Origin of the sequence: Nocardiopsis yanglingensis (assembly GCF_045809185.1) — a bacterium.
GTDB classification, from domain to species: domain Bacteria; phylum Pseudomonadota; class Gammaproteobacteria; order Xanthomonadales; family Xanthomonadaceae; genus Stenotrophomonas; species Stenotrophomonas yanglingensis.
The window spans coordinates 37629-54100 of sequence record NZ_JBJNRH010000002.1 but is presented as its reverse complement, the minus strand read 5'-3'; the positions used below and the strand labels follow the sequence as shown (position 1 = coordinate 54100).

The following is a 16472-nucleotide window of genomic DNA, read 5'->3' as shown; positions in this document are numbered from 1 at the left end:
GGTGCGCTGCAGACCGTTACCATCCCGCGAAACCCCGGTGACGGCCTGCACATGGCCGCCACCCCTGTTCGGAGATCGTGCTGAATGAAACCCTGGATTGGAGGAGCCGTGCTGCTGGCGTGCACGACCATGGCGAGCGCTGCCACCCCCGCGCAGCTGCAGGACCTGGATGCGACCGTCGAGCGCGTGCGCGCGCAGTTCGACGTGCCCGGCATTGCCGTGGCGGTGGTCAAGGATGGCGAGGTGGTGCTGGAGCGCGGCTGGGGCGTGCGCGAGCAGGGCAAGCCGGAGCCGGTGCAGGCCGATACGCTGTTCGCCATCGCTTCCAACACCAAGGCGTTCACCGCCACTTCGCTGAACCTGCTGGCCGAGGACGGCAAGCTGAAGATGGACGACAAGGTGATCGACCACCTGCCGTCGTTCCGCATGTCCGACCCGTTCGTGACCGGGCAGATGACGATCCGCGACCTGCTGTCGCATCGCAGTGGCCTGAGCCTGGGCGCCGGTGACCTGCTGTTCTGGCCAACCACCTCCTATAGCAATGCCGAAGTGGTACAGCGGCTGGGCAAAGTGCCGTTGAAAGGAGGCTTCCGCGAGAGCTACGCCTACGACAACATCCTGTACGCGGTCGCCCAGCAGGTGATCGAGCATGTCTCCGGTATGAGCTACCAGCAGTTCCTGCAGACCCGCATCTTCGACAAGGTGGGCATGACCGGCACGCGCTACAACGCCGATCACCTGAAGCCGGGCGACAAGGCTGCGGTCGGCCACGCCAAGTACGATTTCAAGGACCTGCGCACCGTTGCACCGCTGACCTGGTCGAACAATGCCGGTGCCGGTGGCATCTATTCCAGTGCGCACGACATGGCGCGCTGGATGCAGGTGCAGCTGGCTGCGGGCAAGCTGGCCGATGGCACCGCGCTGTTCACCGACAAGAGCCAGCAGCAGATGTGGCGGATGATCACGCCGCAGTCGATCCCGGCGCCGAGCGTGCCGGAGCTGGCACCGGCGCGGGCCAACTTTGCCGGCTACGGCGAAGGCTGGAGCCTGAGCGACTACCGTGGCCAGAAGCTGGTCTGGCACACCGGTGGCTGGCCGGGCATGGTTTCGCGGCTGACCCTGGTGCCGGGCGAGAAGCTGGGCGTGGTGGTACTGACCAACCAGGAAGTGGGCGCGGCGTTCAATGCGATCACCCTGAGCGTGCTTGATGCTTACCTGGGCGGTGAGAAGCACGACTGGGTGGACGCCTATGCCAAGGCCGTGGCCAAGGGCCAGGACAAGGCCGACGAGGCCTGGGCCAAGCACCAGGGCGCGCGCGACAAGGGCAGCAAGCCGTCACTGGCACTGGCCGGCTACACCGGCACCTTCCGTGACCGCTGGTATGGCGACATGCAGATCAGTGCCGAGGGCAAGGGCCTTCGCCTGCGTTTCATGAAAACCGCACAGCTGAGCGGACGCCTGGAGCACTGGCAGCACGACACCTTCATCGTGCGCTGGGACGACCGTTCGCTCAACGCCGACGCGTTCGTGAACTTCAGCCTGGACCCGGACGGAAAGGTACGCGAGGTGCGCATGCAGTCGATCTCCGACCTGACCGATTTCAGCTTCGATTTCCAGGACCTGCTGTTCACCCCGGTGAAATGACGCCGCGGGGCGTGGCCCGGCGCTGACGTTTGACGATCCCGCTGCGTGGGGGCGGGGGGGGGGGGGCCCCCCCCCCCCCCCCCCCGGGGGGGGGGGGGGGGGGGGCCGCCCCCCCCCCCGCCACTACCGGAACGGTGGCGATCATCGGCTGGCGTACACATCCGGCGTGGGATACTTCGCCGCTTGCAAGAGGCGAGGGAGTGCGATGTTCCGTTGGTTTGAATCCCTGATTCCGGTGTTCCCGCCCGTGGACGGGCGCATGCCGCCGCGCAAGGTGCTGCCGTTCTACCTGCACTACCTGCGCCCGGTGTGGCCGGTGCTGCTGGCGACTCTGATCGCCGGCCTGCTGCTGGCGCTGGTGGAAGTGGCGATGTTCGATTACCTGGGCCGCATCGTCGACATGGTCGCCGAGCAGCCGGGGGCCGATTTCTTCAAGCGCCATGCCAATGAACTGGGCTGGATGCTGTTCATCACGGTCATCGCGCGGCCGATCCTGGTCGGCCTGCACAACCTGCTGGTCAACCAGGCCATCGTGCCCGGCCTGAGCAACCGCTCGCGCTGGCTGATGCACAACTACGTGGTGCGGCAGAGCCTGAGCTTCTTCCAGAACGACTTCGCCGGCAGCGTCGCCAACCGGGTGATGCAGACCGGTACCTCGCTGCGTGAATCGGCCGTGCAGATGGTCGACTCGCTCTGGTACATCGTGGTCTACACCGGCACCGCGCTGTACCTGTTCGCGCAGGCCGACTGGCGGCTGATGGTGCCGCTGATCCTGTGGCTGCTGGCCTATGCGGTGATCATGGTCTACTTCGTGCCGCGCGCGAAGGAACGGGCCTGGATTGCGTCCGAGGCACGTTCCAAGGCGATGGGCCGCATCGTCGATGGCTACACCAACATTCCCACGCTGAAGCTGTTCGCCCATGGCGGACGCGAGCAGGCCTACGTCGCCGAATCGATCCAGGAACTGGCGGTCAAGCACCGCGCGCAGACCCGGGTGACCACCGGCATGGACCTGACCATCGCCATCGTCAACGGCTTCCTGATCGCCGGTACCTGCGGGCTGGCGCTGTGGCTGTGGAACGGCGGGCACATCACCGTCGGCGCGATCACCCTGGCCACGGGCCTGGTGATCCGCATCCACAACATGTCCGGCTGGATCATGTGGACCATCAACGGCATCTTCGAGGACATCGGCACGGTGCAGGATGGCATCACCACCATCGCCCAGCCGCTGACGGTGCAGGACCGCGAGGATGCGGTGCCGTTGCTGGTGACCCGTGGCGGCGTGCACTTCCAGGACATCCATTTCCACTACGGCAAGAAGGGCGGCGTGATCGCAGGCCTGGACCTGGTGGTGAAGCCGGGCGAGAAGATCGGCCTGGTCGGTCCCTCGGGTGCCGGCAAGTCGACCCTGGTCAATGTGCTGCTGCGCCTGTACGACCTGGAGAGCGGCCGCATCCTGATCGACGACCAGGACATTGCCTACGTCACCCAGGAAAGCCTGCGCCAGCAGATCGGCGTGGTCACCCAGGACACCTCGCTGCTGCATCGCTCGATCCGCGACAACCTGTTGTACGGCCATCCCGACGCGACCGATGAGCAACTGCGCGCAGCCGTAGCCAAAGCACGTGCCGAGGCCTTCATTGATACGCTGGTGGACGGGCAGGGCCGTCGTGGCTACGACGCACATGTCGGCGAGCGTGGCGTGAAGCTGTCCGGTGGCCAGCGCCAGCGCATCGCCATTGCCCGCGTGCTGCTGAAGGACGCACCGATCCTGGTGCTGGACGAAGCGACTTCGGCGCTGGACTCGGAAGTGGAAGCGGCGATCCAGGACAGCCTCGACCAGCTGATGGGCGGCAAGACGGTGATCGCGATCGCACACCGGTTGTCGACCATCGCGCGCATGGACCGGTTGGTGGTGATGGACCAGGGCCGCATCGTCGAGACCGGCACCCATGCCGAATTGATTGCGGCCGGTGGCCTGTACGCGCGGTTGTGGGCGCGGCAGACCGGTGGCTTCGTGGCTGCCGACCAGTAGATCCACGCCATGCGTGGATGCATCCCTTGGGGTCGGATTCCTTTCCGCAGGAAAGGGCTCTGACCCCAGTGTGTTTCCGGAGACCCGCATGATCCACCCGCTATGCCCTTTGCTGCTCGCGCTTGCCCTGGTCAGTTCAGCCGCGGCAGCCGCGCCAGCCCCCGTGCACGGCGACACGCTCGCGCAGGTCGTCCTGCTCAGCCGCCACAACCTGCGCGCGCCGGTGGTGGCCTCGGGCGCGCTGGCCAATGCCACTCCGGAGCGCTGGCCAGACTGGGACGTAGGCGCAGGCGAGCTGACCACCAAGGGCGGCGTGCTGGAGGTCTACATGGGCCGCTACATGGGTCAGTGGCTGCGTCAGGCACAGCTGTTGCCGGCCTCGGGTTGCCCGCAGCCGGCTGACTTCCACGCCCATGCCAACAGCCTGCAGCGTACCCAGGCCACCGCGCAGTTCTTCGTTGCCGGTGCCTTCCCAGGCTGTCATGTTGCGGTCGAACAGCGCATGCCGCTGGGCACGATGGATCCGTTGTTCGACCCGGTGATCCACCGCGACCATGCGGCGTTCCGCACACGTGCGGTATCGGTGATGCAGCAGGCGCTGTCCGCATCCGATCTGGCACCGGCACTGTCCGTGGTGGAGGGGATCACCCTCTACCCGCAGTCGGCGGCCTGTACGGGCCGCAGCAACTGCCATCTGGCGCTGGCCGATACCACCTTCAGTGCGGAACCGGGCAAGGAGCCTCGTGCGTCCGGATCACTGGCCCTGGCCAGCGGGCTGGTCGATGCCTTGTTGATGGAGCACTACCAGGGCAGTGGCATCCCCCGCGAAGGCTGGGGCCGGTTGACCACCGAGGCGCAATGGCACGCGCTGGCGCAGATCCGCAACCGCTACCAGGACATCCTGTTCGGAACGCCGGAGGTGGCGCGGGATGTGGCCGCGCCGCTGCTGGCACGCGTGGATGCGTTGTTGGAAGATCCCGCATCGCCGAAGGTGAGCCTGTTGGTCGGTCACGATTCTAATATCGGTTCGGTGCTGGCGGCGTTGGGAATCACGGACTACACGTTGCCGGGCCAGTACGAGAAGACACCGATTGGCGGCCTGCTGCAGTTCGAGCGCTGGCGCGACCGTGGGGCTGGTGAAGTGCGTTATCGGTTGGTGTATGTCTATCCCACGCGCGAGCAGCTGCGTGGTGCGATCCCCTTGACCGACGCGCAGCCGCCGGGGCGGGTGGAGCTGGTGCTGCCGGGCTGTGGGCCGTCGGGTTGCAGTGAAGTGCAGTTCGAGCGCGTGCTGCATCGCGCGCTGAATTGAATGCCATCCACGCATGGCGTGGATCTACTGGCGGGCGGGTAGTAGATCCACGCCATGCGTGGATGGGTCCATCCCGGGACGCCGAACAGAAAACGGCCCGGGTTTACCCGGGCCGTTCTGTTTCACGTCACACCGGCGCGATCACTCGATCGGCTGGTCCAGCATCAGCTGGCGTGCGAATCGCACCGGCGGGGCGCCGTAGGACAGCACCTGGTCGTGGTAGGCCTTCAGGTTGAACTTGTCGCCCAGCTTCTCCTGCACCGCCTTGCGGGTGTCGAAGTGTTCCTGCGCACCCACGAAGTAGGTCGGCAGCTGCGCCGACGTCAGCTGCGCGCGCACCCACTTGCCGGCGGCTTCGCTTTCCTGCTGGAAGGCGTCATGGGTCATCAGGTGCATCGCCTTCTCGCGATCCCAGTTGTCCACGTGCACGCCCTGGTCAAGGATCGCGTTGGAGATCGTGCGCAGGTAGAACTTCAGCTGCACCAGGTGGAACAGCGGGTCGTTGTTGAGGTAACCCTGCTCCTGCATCATGCGCTCGGTGTAGACCGCCCAGCCTTCGGCGAACAGGCCCGAACGCAGCACCGCACGCAGGGTGGAGGGGAACTTGGCCGAGTGCCAGCCTTCCAGGTAGTGGCCCGGGGTGCCTTCGTGGATGCTCAGCAGGTGGATCATGCGCGAGTTGTATTCACGCAGGAACGAGTCGACCTGCTTCTCGTTCCAGTCGTCCGGAATCGGCGACACGGCGTAGAAGGTCTTCAGGTTCTTGTCCAGCGGGCCCGGCGAATCGCAGTAGGCCACGGCCACGCCACGCTGGAATTCCGGCATCAGGATGATGTCCACCGGCGCATCGGGCAGGGTCACCAGGTCGTGCTCGCGCACGAACGCGGTGGACTGCTCCAGCGCGGCCTTGGCGTCGTCGACCACCTTGTCGCGTGCCGGCTTGTCGGCGTAGGCCAGTTCCAGTGCCGCCTCGATCGCCTTCTGCTGCTGCTCGTCGGTCGGCTGGGCCGGCATTTCCGGCGCACCCGGCTTGTCCTTCAGCACGGTCTGCGCGATGCCGTACATGTCTTCGCGCACGCGCTTGAGTTCGGCGCGTGCACGCTCACCGATCTCCTGGCGCGACAGCGAGGAGCTCAGCGCGAACTTCAGCTTCTGGTCGTACTTTTCCGCACCGATGCGGAAGTCGCCCTTGGCATTCGGCACCAGGGTCTTGTCCAGCCAGGTCTGCTGTTCGTCCACGGCTTTCTTCAGGCCGTCGATGGCGGCCTGCAGGCGCTGCTGGTCGGCCTGCGGCAGTTCACCGATGTGCGGGGTGATGAAGGTATCGACGATGCTGAGGATGCCCTTGTTCTGCTTGGCCACCGTCTCGGCATGGATCTTCGGCACGCGGGCCGGATCCAGGTTCTCGCGGGCCTGGGCGAAGATCGCCGGCAGCTTTTCCATGCGCGCGGTGGCCGACTTCAGGCGTTCCGGCAGCGGCGCGAACTCGCGCGCCATCAGGCCGTAGATCGCGCTGCCGGCAATGCCGTTATACAGCTGCGGATCCCACTTGCCGGACTGCAGCACTTCGGCGTTCCAGATTTCCGACTGCAGCTGGTTGCGCAGGATCGCTGCGTCCACCTGGTTCTCGCGGCCCAGCTTGGCCACCTCGATCTTGTCCAGCTCGCCCAGCAATGCCTTGTAGGCGGCCACGGTCTTCTGCTGGCCGGCGGCGCTCAGGTCGTCCAGCTCGCTGTCGTAGCGGTGGTCACCGATCTGGGTGGCGCTGACCGGCGAAAGCTGCATCCAGGTGTCCAGGGCGCGCTTGGACAGGTCGGCGAAGGCGGCATCGACCGCCGCGTCACCGGCCTGCTGGCTGGCGGCCGGGGTGGAACCGTTGGTCGGGGCGTCGGCCGGCTGGCAACCGGCCAGGGCGGCGACCAGGGCGAGGGCAAGAAGATGCGGGCGCATCGGCGTTCCTGTACAGGGTCAAACCCCGAGCATAGGCCCCCGGGGCTGCTTTGTCCCCGTGCCATAGGATTACCATGGGCGCAGACAGGGACCCTCCAGCGGAGCGCAGGACATGGAATACCAGGGAAGCTGCCATTGCGGCAGGATCGCATTCACCGTACAGGCCGAGACGCCGATCAGCGACGTCATCGACTGCAACTGCTCGATGTGCCGCCGCCGCGGCAGCCTGCTGTGGTTCGCGCCGCGCGAGGCGTTCCAGCTGACCACCGATCCGGCGGACGTGGCCACCTATCATTTCAACAAGGCGCACATCGATCATCACCACTGCCGCGAGTGTGGCGTCGCGCCGTACAGTGAAGCGGTGGACCCGCGCACCGGCACGCCGATGGTGGCGGTGAACGTGCGCTGCATACCGCAGGTGGATCTGGCCACATTGGCCGTCATGTCCTACGACGGAGCGGCACTGTGAGGCCGCTGCACGCGTGGACGCGCGTGGTGGCGATGCCGTTGCTGCTGGTTGCATTGGCAGCCTGTGCCAAACACGGCGATGCGGCGGCCGATGCAGGCGCCACTGCCGCCGAAGCAGCCGTTGCTTCACCGGAAGGCGCATTCCTCGCCTACGAACACGATGTGCAGGTGCAGCTGGAAGCGGCGCAGATCGCACCGCGCATCCAGCAGGTGGCGCAGGCCTGCCAGAGCGCGAAGTTCGGTGACTGCGCGGTGCTGCAGGTCGATCAGCGCAGTGGCGAGCAGCCCAGCGGCGAGGTCAAGGTACGCATCGCGCCGAAGGGCACCGAGCCGTTGATCGCGTTGGCCGGTGAGGGCGGCAAGCTGCAGTCGCGCAACACGCGTGCCGAGGACCTTGCGCAGGCCGTGGCCGACACCGCGCTGACCAAGGCGCGGCTGGAGAAGGAACACGCGCGGCTGCTGTCCTACCAGGACCGCAAGGACCTGAAGATCGAAGACCTGATGGCGATCACCACGCGGCTGTCGGAGATCGAGGCGGGTGTCGAACAGGCCAACAAGGATGCCGCGCAGCAGCGCCGGCGCATCGATACCCAGCTGGTGACGATCCACTTCGACACGACCTCGGGCCAGCGCAGCCGCAGCGAGATCGGTGAGGCGCTGAGCGAATCGGGCAGCATCCTCAGCACCAGTATTGCGTTCCTGATCCGCGCCGCGGCCGCGCTGCTGCCGGTGGCGGTGCTCGCCCTGATCGCAGCCTGGGGTGTGCGGGCATGGTGGCGTCGCCGCCGCCGCAAGCTACCGCCCAACCTCTGAGGTGAAGGCTGATGCCGGTAGTCTGCCGGCATCAGCCCTCGTCGGTCTCGTACTCGACGAACACATCCAGCTCCAGCGCCAGTTCCTGCACCGCGTCGCGCACCTTCTGCGCGGTGCTTTCATTGCCGACTTCCACTTCCAGCTCGTGGATGCCCGGGCCGATGTCATCGGACAGCCCGGCCGAGCTGGAATCGTCGTCGTCCATGTGTGGCATCAGGTCGTCGGTTTCCTCGACATGTTCGATGCCGTCCAGGCCGAGCAGCAGGTCGCTGATCGCGCGGGCGTCGTCTTCGGTTCCGGTGATGCGCAGTCGCAGCATGGCCATGGCGTCGATACGGTGTGGGGTTGCCTGCAGCCTAGCCAGCGTGAAGCAAAGAGCGGGTGAGGGCGCAGTCAGCCGTGCGTGGCCGGGCGCCCGAGCAGGCTTTCCGGCAATGCGGGAATCGGCGTGCGTTCGTCCTGCGCCTGCTCCAGCAACCAGTCGATGAACAGGCGCGCGGCGTGGCTCGGCAGTTGCCCTTCGGCGTGTACGACGTGATACGCGTAGCGCGCCTTCAGCGCCGGGCCGGGCAGGCGCACCACTTCGTAGCGCTGCAGGTAGGGCTGGGCGATGTGCGTGCGCGCCAGCACCGCGCCCATGCCGTACACCGCGGCACGCATCGCATCGGTACTGTCGGCGAAGGTGTGCATCGGCGGCAGCGGCGAGGGCGGGCGCACACCGGCATGACGGAACCAGTCACGCCAGCCCTGTGGCGACAGATCGGTCAGCAGCGGCAGGTCGGCGATGCGCGCCGGATCGACCAGTGCTTCGACCCCGGCCAGCGCCGGTGAGGCCACCGGGAACAGGTAGTCATCCATCAGGTGCTGTGCACGCAGGCCGGGCCACTGGCCCAGGCCATAGCGGATGCCGACCTCCGGCCCGTTGTCGTCGTAGCGATCCAGCCCGCTGCCCGTATGCAGCTCGATACGGATGTGCGGATGGGCCTGGGTGAAGCGTGGCAGTCGCGGCAGCAGCCAGCAGTAGGAAAGCGAGCGCAGCGTGGTGATCCGCAACGGCACGCTGCCGGCATCCGGCTGCAGGTGATGGGCGACGGCCGCGACATCGGAGAAGGCGGCGCTGGCGGCGTCGGCCAGCTGCCGGCCCTCGGCAGTCAGACGCACGCCGCGGGCGTGGCGCAGGAACAGCCGGGTTTCCAGCACCTCCTCCAGCCGGCGCACATGGTGGCTGACCGCGCTGGCGGTGAGGTGCAGCTCCTGCGCGGCCTGGGCGAAATTCTGGTGACGCGCGGCAACCGCGAACACGGCCAGCGCGGGGAGCAGGGAAGGGCGTAGCTGCATGTTGAGCCTCAAACCATATTTGTGGCTGGCAGCGATACTACGCGCTTGTGCGGCGGGCGTCTGCGCCCGATGCTGTCTGCCTTGGCGGGGAACAGACGATGGACGGAGGCAGGGCATGAATGCGGTCCCACAGGCGGCCGAGCGCGACTGGCGCACGCCGCTGGAATTGACCCTGCTGGGCGCCATCTGGGGCTGCTCGTTCCTGTTCATGCGGGTGGCGGTGCCCTCGTTCGGCCCGTTCGCGCTGGTCGAGGTGCGGCTGGTGCTGGGTGCGCTGGTGCTGCTGCCATTCCTGTGGCGGGCGCGTGCGCAGTTTCCGCCGCGGCGCTGGCTGTGGCTGGCACCGATCGGCCTGATCAATTCCGCGCTGCCGTTCGTGCTGTTCGCCTATGCCGCCGAACAGGCACCGGCCGCGATCGGTGCGATCTGCAATGCCATGACGGTGCTGTTCGCCGCGCTGATCGCGTTCCTGTTCTTCGGCGAGAAGATCGGCATGCGCCGTGCGGGCGCGCTGCTGGTCGGATTCGCCGGCGTGGTGGTACTGGCCACGGCCAAGGTCTCTGGCCTGAGTATCGGCACCGCGGTGCTGGCGGGTGCAGCGGCCTCGTTGCTGTACGGCCTGGGCGTGAACCTGGTGAAGCGGCACATGACCGGGCTGCCGTCGGCGGCGGCTGCGGCGGCAACGCTGTCCTGCGCTTCGCTGTGGATGCTGCCGATGGCGGTCAGCCACTGGCCGCAGGCGGCGATTCCGGCCAAGGCCTGGGGCGCGGCGATCGCATTGGGCGTGGCCTGCACCGGCCTGGCGTTCCTGATGTTCTATCGCCTGATCGGGCGTATCGGCCCGTCGCGTGCATCGACCGTGACCTACCTGATTCCGTTGTTTGGTGCGGCCTTCGCGTGGTTGTTCCTGGGTGAGCCGGTGACGCTGCAGATGCTGATTGCCGGTGCGTTGATTCTGGGTAGCGTGGCGGTGAGCCAGAAGGGCTGAGGGTGCCGAAGCACTGGTAGTGCCGGGCGCTGCCCGGCAGGTCTTTTCCGCGCCTGCGGAGAGGTGTCACTTTCTTTGCTCGTGCAAAGAAAGTAACCAAAGAAACACGCCGCCAGGTCGCGAACCGGTGCTGCGCACCGGTACCCTGCGCTCCTCGGCCCGTCGAGGGACGGCGCGCAGAAGTCAGCCGACTAACAGTCGGCTCTACAGGACATCGGCACCTCTTCGCCCTCGCCGGACCTGCGGTGCTCGGCTCGCTCAAGGCGGACTGGAAGGTCAAGATCAACGGCAAAGGCATCCACGCATGGCGTGGATCTACTGGGTGCAGCTGCGGCCTTTGATCTTGGATCCGCCTTGAGCGAGCCGAGCATCGCAGGGGAATCAGGGGCGAAGAGGTGCCGATGTCTGAGCGCAGCGAGTTCGGCACCGCCCCCTGATTCACCGAGAAGCGCAGGGGACCGACGTGCGAAGCACGGCGGCTCGCGACCTGGCGGCGCGTTTCTTTTGGTTACTTTTCTTTTCGCGCGAAAAGAAAAGTGACGCCCATGAACAATGAAGCGCCTTCAGCACGCGTAACGTGCGGAAACCATCACCGCACCGGCACCGGAATATTGCAAAGATCGATATGCCCCGCCGGGCGCTTGTAGAAATCATCCACGCGGTTGCGTCGCGCCTCCACCGTCTCGGCGAAGGTCTTCGAATCGGTGCGCAGCACCTGGATCGGCGTGCGCTCGACTGCCGGCACGTCGCTGGCACGGCGGATCGACACGATCGGCGTACGCAGCTTCGGGTCGGTGTAGAAGCCCATCGGCGCCGGGCCGCGCGGGGTCGCGCTGAGCAGCTCCATGCCCTTCAGCACGCGGCCGACCAGGGTGATGTTGCGGTCCAGCTGGCGCGGCGACTGGCCGGTCACCACGTACAGTTCGGCACCGATGCTGCTGTCTTCCTCGTTGCTGCGGCCGGCGCCCAGCATGCCGTAGCAGTGCGCAAGCCAGGCCTTGCCGGCCTGCGGATCCTGGCCGACCGGGAAGCCGTCGACGAAACCGGTCTGCGCGGCCCAGCCATCGCGGTCCGGCAGCACGCTGACCTTCAGGCCGGCACTGGCACGTTCGAACTCGGCCGGCAGCTTGCGCGCGGCACTGCCGAACGGCTTCGCCTTGGCCGCATCATCGGCGTCGGCATCGCCGAACTGCACCACGAAGTTGTCCTGCGAACGGTAGATGCTGGTGCCGTCCCAGAAGTGCTCGTGGGCGAAGGTCTGGATGTTGGCGACATGGCGCGGGGCGAACTGCGGTGCCAGCTCGATGATCACCCGCCCGGCCGGCAGGTCCATGTACAGCAGGTTGGCCGGGTCCGGGGTGCGCCAGTCGCTGGCCGCCGACGCGTCGAGGATCTGCTGCGGGCTGCGGTAGGGCGTGGCCGCACTGGCCAGGGCGGGCAGCAGGCAGGACAGGGCGAGGGCGGTCAGGGCAAGGCGACGACGGTGCGGCATGGGAACCCCGGAACATGAACGAGGCTTCGATTCTGCGCGACTAGAGACCACATCGCCAAGCGATATGTAGGGCAATCGCGTCAGCCTGCGCGCCGCCTCTTGGACGATTCAATCGGTCTGGCATCAACGTCTATCTTTCTTCTGCAATTAGAGCGGAGTAATGGCCGAAGACAGGAACAGGCTCGTAGTTGCCTATTGGGTCGTGCGTAGTTGAACACTCTTCCACATGATGGGGCGAGAAATTCTCTATGGTGAGCCGACCATCTTCGTTGAAGATATAGCAGGTTCCTTCAGCAACGTTGTCGCTCTTTCCAGCGAACTCCGTGTACACCGCCATGCTCAGGAACAGCTTGTCCGGTGCCACCTGCTGGAACTGATACGACAGGCGCTTCCTTAGGTGTTCATCCAGAAAGTCGACGCCAATCATTTCTTTGTCCAACAGCACATCGATAATCGCTGATGGCGTGGTGGGGGAGCCAACGAGAACCGTGTAGCGGGTCCGGCTCTCATGTCTCGCTTTGGCCTCGGATTCACTGATTATGTTTCGGGCGGACTTCTTTACGCCAAACCAGAAGTCGCAATAATAAAACTCAGTCATAAGTGGATATTCCCGGGATCGTCGTGCTCGCAGGAGCTGGATCAGCCGCTGCGCTGTTGGAAGGCGACGGTATGCCGCGGCTCGCAGAGGGACAAGCAAGCCAATGGGCCTGCCGGCCAGGTGGTCAGCCGACCCACGCCGACCGGCAGAGTGACTAACGACACATTCGCTATACCGAACTTCGCACTACTGTGGACTTCAACGTAGTGGAGGGCCGGTCATGTCCGAGGACGATGTCCACCTGAAGAAGTTCCAGAAGGAACTCAGCGCCGGAACCGTGTCGCTGGCCCTGTTGGCGGTGCTGGCCCGGGCCGGCGAACCGCTGTACGGCTACCTGATCGCCAAGGAGCTGGAGCGGGTGGGCGAGGGCGTGCTGAGCGGCAAGCAGAGCGCGCTGTACCCGGTGCTGCGCAACCTGGAGGGCGCCGGCCTGCTGGAAAGCCATGTGGAGCCGTCCAGCAGCGGGCCGCCGCGGCGCTATTACCGCATCAATGAACGTGGCCGCGACGTGCTGGCGCAGTGGCGCCAGGCCTGGCAGGCCACCCGCGATTCCGTCGATTCCGTGTTGGAGGGGGTACCACAATGAACGACCCGAGCCTGGCAGGCCGAGCTCTGCCGACCACCATTCCGCAGTACCTGGCGCAGCTGCGCGCAGCGCTGGAAGGCGCCGACCCGGCGATGGTGCAGGACGCGCTGTACGACGCCGAGGAATACCTGCGTTCGGAGCTGGCCGCGCAGCCCGGCCGCAGCGAGGCCGAGGTGATCGCTGACGTCGCCGGCAGCTATGGCGCGCCGGACGAAGTGGCCGAGATCTACCGCGAGACCGAAGTGACGGTGAACCGCGCGCTGCGTACGCCGCGCGCGGATACCGCGCCGGTGCTGCGTGCTGCGGCGGAAGCCAGTGGCGTCGAGCCGGCCGCACCGCCGCCGGTGCCGGTGCAGCGCTCGCTGCTGACGCGCTTCTTCGGTGTGGTGACCGATCCACATACCTACGGCGCGCTGTTCTACATGCTGCTGTCGCTGGCCACCGGCACCTTCTTCTTCACCTGGGTGGTGACTGGCCTGTCGCTGTCGCTGGGCCTGCTGATCCTGATCATCGGCATCCCGCTGACCGTGCTGTTCTTCGGCTCGGTGCGCGGGCTGGCGTTGCTGGAAGGGCGCCTGGTGGAAGCGCTGCTGGGCGAGCGCATGCCGCGTCGTCCGCGTTACACCGACCGCAGCCGCACGTGGCTGCAGCGCATCGGGGACATGTTCACCGACGGCCGCACCTGGCTGACCCTGCTGTACTTCGTGCTGATGCTGCCGCTGGGCGTCATCTACTTCACCATCGCGGTGACGCTGCTGTCGCTGTCGCTGAGCCTGATCTGGGCGCCAGTCGCAGCGATCTTCAGTGGCGACATCCCCGGCGTGTACATCAATGACGTGAACGTGCTGCCGATGGCGGCCTCGCCGCTGGTGGCGATCGCGGTTGCCGCGGCGGGCGCGCTCCTGCTGCTGCTGACGATGCACCTGGCACGCGGGATCGGCAAGCTGCATGGGCTGATCGCCAAGAACCTGCTGGTGCGGCTGTAAGCGGGAATCCACGCTTCGGTAGGTGCCAACCTTGGTTGGCACAATCCATCAGATACCGGGATTCATGGTAGAGCGCCAACCAAGGTTGGCATCTACCAGGGCGTACCGACCAAGGTCGGTACCCACCAGGGCCGAGTTACCCCGCCTTGCGGCGCAACGGGGTGACGTTGCTGTTCTTCTTCGTGGCCTTTGCCGCCGGCGCTTCGGCATGCGCGGCGAAGAAGTCGCGCACCTTCGGGTACACCACTTCGCGCCAGCGACGACCGCTGAAGATGCCGTAATGGCCGGCGCCTTCGACGATGAAATGCTCGCGGCGGTCAGCGTCGATGCCGGTGCACAGTGCCTGCGCGGCTTCGGTCTGGCCGAGGCCGGCGATGTCGTCCAGCTCGCCCTCGATGCTCAGCAGTGCAGTATCGCGGATGGCCGACGGATCGACCTTCTCGCCGTTGACCACCCACTCGCCGCGCGGCAGCAGGAAGTCCTGGAACACCACGGAAATCGTATCCAGGTAGTACTTGGCCGGCATGTCCAGCACCGCGTTGTATTCGTCGTAGAAACGACGATGCGCGTCGGCGTCTTCCAGGTCGCCCTTGACCAGGTCGGTGTAGAAATCCCAGTGCGAGCTGAAGTGGCGGCTCGGGTTCATCGATAGGAAGCCGGCGTGCTGCAGGAAGCCCGGGTATACGCGACGGCCGGCGCCGGGATAGCTGGCCGGCACGGTGTGGATGACGTTGTTCTCGAACCACGACAGCGTGTTCTGCGTGGCCAGATTGTTCACTGCGGTCGGGCTGCAGCGTGCATCGATCGGGCCACCCATCATCACCAGCGTGCGCGGTGTCGGTTCGCCACGGCTGGCCATCAGCGAAACCGCAGCCAGCACCGGAACGGTCGGCTGGCACACGCTCACCACGTGCAGGCGCTCCACGCCGAGGTGGCGGATGAATTCCTGGATGTAGGCGATGTAGTCGTCCAGGCCGAACTCGCCTTCGCTGGACGGCACCATGCGCGCGTCCACCCAGTCAGTCACGTACACGCGGTGGTCGCGCAGCAGGGTGCGCACGGTATCGCGCAGCAGCGTGGCATGGTGGCCGGACAGCGGCGCCACCACCAGCACGAACGGCTGGTTGAGCATGGTGTGCAGCTGGTCGGCTTCATTGCTGTGGCGCTTGAAGCGCAGCAGCTTGCAGAACGGCTTGCTCACTTCCTCGTGCACGACGATGGGCACGCGTTCGCCATCGACGTCGATTTCGTTGATGCCCCACTCGGGCTTCTCGTAATCCTTGCCGATGCGGTGGAAGAGTTCATTGACCGCCGCCAGGCGATCAGCGCCGGGCATCTGCGACCACCAGTGGCCCTGGTTGGCGAAGAACTTGGCGTTGGCCTGGGCCTGGTGCACCCAGGGGGCGAGCAGGTTGCGGGTCAGTTCGTGCAGTTGATAGAGCATGACGACCGAATATGTATGGTCATATGTTGCCGCGCAGCATATCCCATCCGGGTGTCCCGCAGGTTAAGTCGGCTGAAAATAATGAATCCGGATTCACATCCGTTCCAGCGCGGCCGCATCGCCTGCCAGGGCGGGGCCGAGCCAGCAATGCGACCCTACCGGCTGCAGGCCGTGCCGGGCCAGCGTCCGCCGGTACCAGCGCGCCGGGCGGGCCTGGAAGCCGTCGTGGTCGCCCTCGAACGCGTCCTCGGCGGCGAAGGTCTCCAGGAAGGCCACGCCGCCGGTCAGCTCCGCCACGCCGGCCAGTCCGGCACGCAGCTCACGGTCGGGCACGTAGTGCATCACGTCCGAACACACCAGCAAGTCGACCGGGGCGCAGGGCCGCAGCCAGGCGAAGTCGCCGAAGCGGGCCAGGTGCAGGTTGCGGGTGCGGCCGTAGCGGCGCACAGCGTACTCGCTGCTGTCGAAGCCGAGGTATTCGACCTTCGGACGCAGCTTCAGCAGCGGCGCGCGCCAGGCGCCTTCGCCGCAGCCGATGTCCAGCACGCTGCAGATCGGCCGTTCCAGGTAGTACTCGGCGCTGGCCACGGCCAGAGCGACCTTGCGCGCCAGCCGAGCGCTGCCGCCGATGTCGGCGCTGCGGTACCAGCGTTGGAAGTAGGCGGCGTCGTAGGTCTTGTCCATGGGGCGGTCGCAGTGGTGAAAACGGCGCTTATCGTACGGCGTTGCGGCGTGCCATGCGTCGATGTGTCGCGGCGCTGGCGCGTGGGGTGGCCCGGCCACGGCATGCGAGAATGGCCGCCAACCTACGCCAG

The 16472-nt window shown here is 66.3% G+C and carries 15 protein-coding genes; 8 read left to right on the top strand and 7 right to left on the bottom strand.

All coding sequences use genetic code 11. The annotated features are described in order from the left end of the window. Positions 1-129 precede the first annotated feature (129 nt). The 3 genes from ACJ7C5_RS03460 (at position 130) to agp (ending at position 4994) form a co-directional block, all read left to right on the top strand. Positions 130-1644 (top strand): serine hydrolase, encoded by a 1515-nt coding sequence (locus tag ACJ7C5_RS03460; protein WP_412703060.1) that lies wholly within the window; start codon positions 130-132, stop codon positions 1642-1644. Positions 1645-1849: 205 nt separating this feature from the next. Further along, complete coding sequence (gene smrA, locus ACJ7C5_RS03455) at positions 1850-3682, top strand: multidrug efflux ABC transporter SmrA (protein ID WP_412703059.1); 1833 nt, start codon at positions 1850-1852, stop codon at positions 3680-3682. An 88-nt stretch (positions 3683-3770) separates the two neighbouring features. After that, positions 3771-4994 (top strand): bifunctional glucose-1-phosphatase/inositol phosphatase, encoded by a 1224-nt coding sequence (gene agp, locus ACJ7C5_RS03450; RefSeq protein ID WP_412703058.1) that lies wholly within the window; start codon positions 3771-3773, stop codon positions 4992-4994. Positions 4995-5135: 141 nt separating this feature from the next. Here the strand turns inward: agp and ACJ7C5_RS03445 are convergent, their stop codons facing one another. Continuing rightward, complete coding sequence (locus ACJ7C5_RS03445; protein WP_014036483.1) at positions 5136-6944, bottom strand: DUF885 domain-containing protein; 1809 nt, start codon at positions 6942-6944, stop codon at positions 5136-5138. A gap of 112 nt (positions 6945-7056) precedes the next feature. On the opposite strand from ACJ7C5_RS03445, the gene ACJ7C5_RS03440 reads away from it, so the two are divergent. Together ACJ7C5_RS03440 and ACJ7C5_RS03435 are read left to right on the top strand one after the other, a co-directional pair. After that, positions 7057-7413: a GFA family protein gene (locus ACJ7C5_RS03440; RefSeq protein WP_412703057.1), complete on the top strand. Its 357-nt coding sequence runs from the start codon at positions 7057-7059 to the stop codon at positions 7411-7413. After that, a complete protein-coding gene (locus ACJ7C5_RS03435; protein ID WP_412703056.1) occupies positions 7410-8225 on the top strand; it encodes a DUF4349 domain-containing protein in 816 nt (271 codons plus the stop codon). Before ACJ7C5_RS03440 ends, ACJ7C5_RS03435 begins: the two co-directional genes overlap by 4 nt. A 31-nt stretch (positions 8226-8256) precedes the next feature. Here ACJ7C5_RS03435 and ACJ7C5_RS03430 read toward each other — a convergent pair whose 3' ends face one another. After that, complete coding sequence (locus tag ACJ7C5_RS03430) at positions 8257-8550, bottom strand: hypothetical protein (RefSeq protein ID WP_005415831.1); 294 nt, start codon at positions 8548-8550, stop codon at positions 8257-8259. A gap of 68 nt (positions 8551-8618) precedes the next feature. Further along, a complete protein-coding gene (locus ACJ7C5_RS03425; RefSeq protein ID WP_412703055.1) occupies positions 8619-9563 on the bottom strand; it encodes a LysR substrate-binding domain-containing protein in 945 nt (314 codons plus the stop codon). Positions 9564-9678: 115 nt separating this feature from the next. Between ACJ7C5_RS03425 and ACJ7C5_RS03420 the strand changes: the two genes are divergently transcribed. After that, entirely contained in the window at positions 9679-10551 is an 873-nt protein-coding gene (locus ACJ7C5_RS03420; RefSeq protein ID WP_032128339.1) for a DMT family transporter, read from the top strand. A gap of 589 nt (positions 10552-11140) precedes the next feature. Here the strand turns inward: ACJ7C5_RS03420 and ACJ7C5_RS03415 are convergent. Both ACJ7C5_RS03415 and ACJ7C5_RS03410 read right to left on the bottom strand, forming a co-directional pair. Continuing rightward, complete coding sequence (locus tag ACJ7C5_RS03415) at positions 11141-12043, bottom strand: peptidylprolyl isomerase (RefSeq protein ID WP_412703054.1); 903 nt, start codon at positions 12041-12043, stop codon at positions 11141-11143. Positions 12044-12173: 130 nt separating this feature from the next. Beyond that, entirely contained in the window at positions 12174-12641 is a 468-nt protein-coding gene (locus tag ACJ7C5_RS03410; protein ID WP_412703053.1) for a hypothetical protein, read from the bottom strand. 220 nt (positions 12642-12861) lie between these two features. Here ACJ7C5_RS03410 and ACJ7C5_RS03405 point away from each other — a divergent pair, with 220 nt between their 5' ends. Both ACJ7C5_RS03405 and ACJ7C5_RS03400 read left to right on the top strand, forming a co-directional pair. Further along, entirely contained in the window at positions 12862-13227 is a 366-nt protein-coding gene (locus ACJ7C5_RS03405; protein WP_010486360.1) for a PadR family transcriptional regulator, read from the top strand. Further along, positions 13224-14213, top strand: a complete 990-nt coding sequence (locus ACJ7C5_RS03400) for a sensor domain-containing protein (RefSeq protein ID WP_412703052.1) — start codon at positions 13224-13226, stop codon at positions 14211-14213. The genes ACJ7C5_RS03405 and ACJ7C5_RS03400 overlap by 4 nt, the downstream gene beginning before the upstream one ends. Before the next feature lie 136 nt (positions 14214-14349). On the opposite strand, the gene ACJ7C5_RS03395 is transcribed toward ACJ7C5_RS03400, so the two are convergent. Both ACJ7C5_RS03395 and ACJ7C5_RS03390 read right to left on the bottom strand, forming a co-directional pair. Beyond that, positions 14350-15657: a polyhydroxyalkanoate depolymerase gene (locus ACJ7C5_RS03395; RefSeq protein ID WP_412703051.1), complete on the bottom strand. Its 1308-nt coding sequence runs from the start codon at positions 15655-15657 to the stop codon at positions 14350-14352. 93 nt (positions 15658-15750) lie between these two features. Further along, a complete protein-coding gene (locus ACJ7C5_RS03390) occupies positions 15751-16341 on the bottom strand; it encodes a class I SAM-dependent DNA methyltransferase (protein ID WP_412703050.1) in 591 nt (196 codons plus the stop codon). Positions 16342-16472 lie beyond the last annotated feature (131 nt).

Bases quoted from the DNA above. Each gene is read 5' to 3' on its own strand.
- ACJ7C5_RS03430 (WP_005415831.1), bottom strand. From the start codon at position 8,550: ATGGCCATGCTGCGACTGCGCATCACCGGAACCGAAGACGACGCCCGC.
- ACJ7C5_RS03445 (WP_014036483.1), bottom strand. From the start codon at position 6,944: ATGCGCCCGCATCTTCTTGCCCTCGCCCTGGTCGCCGCCCTGGCCGGT.
- ACJ7C5_RS03400 (WP_412703052.1), top strand. From the start codon at position 13,224: ATGAACGACCCGAGCCTGGCAGGCCGAGCTCTGCCGACCACCATTCCG.
- agp (WP_412703058.1), top strand. From the start codon at position 3,771: ATGATCCACCCGCTATGCCCTTTGCTGCTCGCGCTTGCCCTGGTCAGT.
- ACJ7C5_RS03410 (WP_412703053.1), bottom strand. From the start codon at position 12,641: ATGACTGAGTTTTATTATTGCGACTTCTGGTTTGGCGTAAAGAAGTCC.
- ACJ7C5_RS03395 (WP_412703051.1), bottom strand. From the start codon at position 15,657: ATGCTCTATCAACTGCACGAACTGACCCGCAACCTGCTCGCCCCCTGG.
- ACJ7C5_RS03440 (WP_412703057.1), top strand. From the start codon at position 7,057: ATGGAATACCAGGGAAGCTGCCATTGCGGCAGGATCGCATTCACCGTA.
- smrA (WP_412703059.1), top strand. From the start codon at position 1,850: ATGTTCCGTTGGTTTGAATCCCTGATTCCGGTGTTCCCGCCCGTGGAC.
- ACJ7C5_RS03415 (WP_412703054.1), bottom strand. From the start codon at position 12,043: ATGCCGCACCGTCGTCGCCTTGCCCTGACCGCCCTCGCCCTGTCCTGC.
- ACJ7C5_RS03420 (WP_032128339.1), top strand. From the start codon at position 9,679: ATGAATGCGGTCCCACAGGCGGCCGAGCGCGACTGGCGCACGCCGCTG.
- ACJ7C5_RS03460 (WP_412703060.1), top strand. From the start codon at position 130: ATGGCGAGCGCTGCCACCCCCGCGCAGCTGCAGGACCTGGATGCGACC.
- ACJ7C5_RS03425 (WP_412703055.1), bottom strand. From the start codon at position 9,563: ATGCAGCTACGCCCTTCCCTGCTCCCCGCGCTGGCCGTGTTCGCGGTT.
- ACJ7C5_RS03405 (WP_010486360.1), top strand. From the start codon at position 12,862: ATGTCCGAGGACGATGTCCACCTGAAGAAGTTCCAGAAGGAACTCAGC.
- ACJ7C5_RS03390 (WP_412703050.1), bottom strand. From the start codon at position 16,341: ATGGACAAGACCTACGACGCCGCCTACTTCCAACGCTGGTACCGCAGC.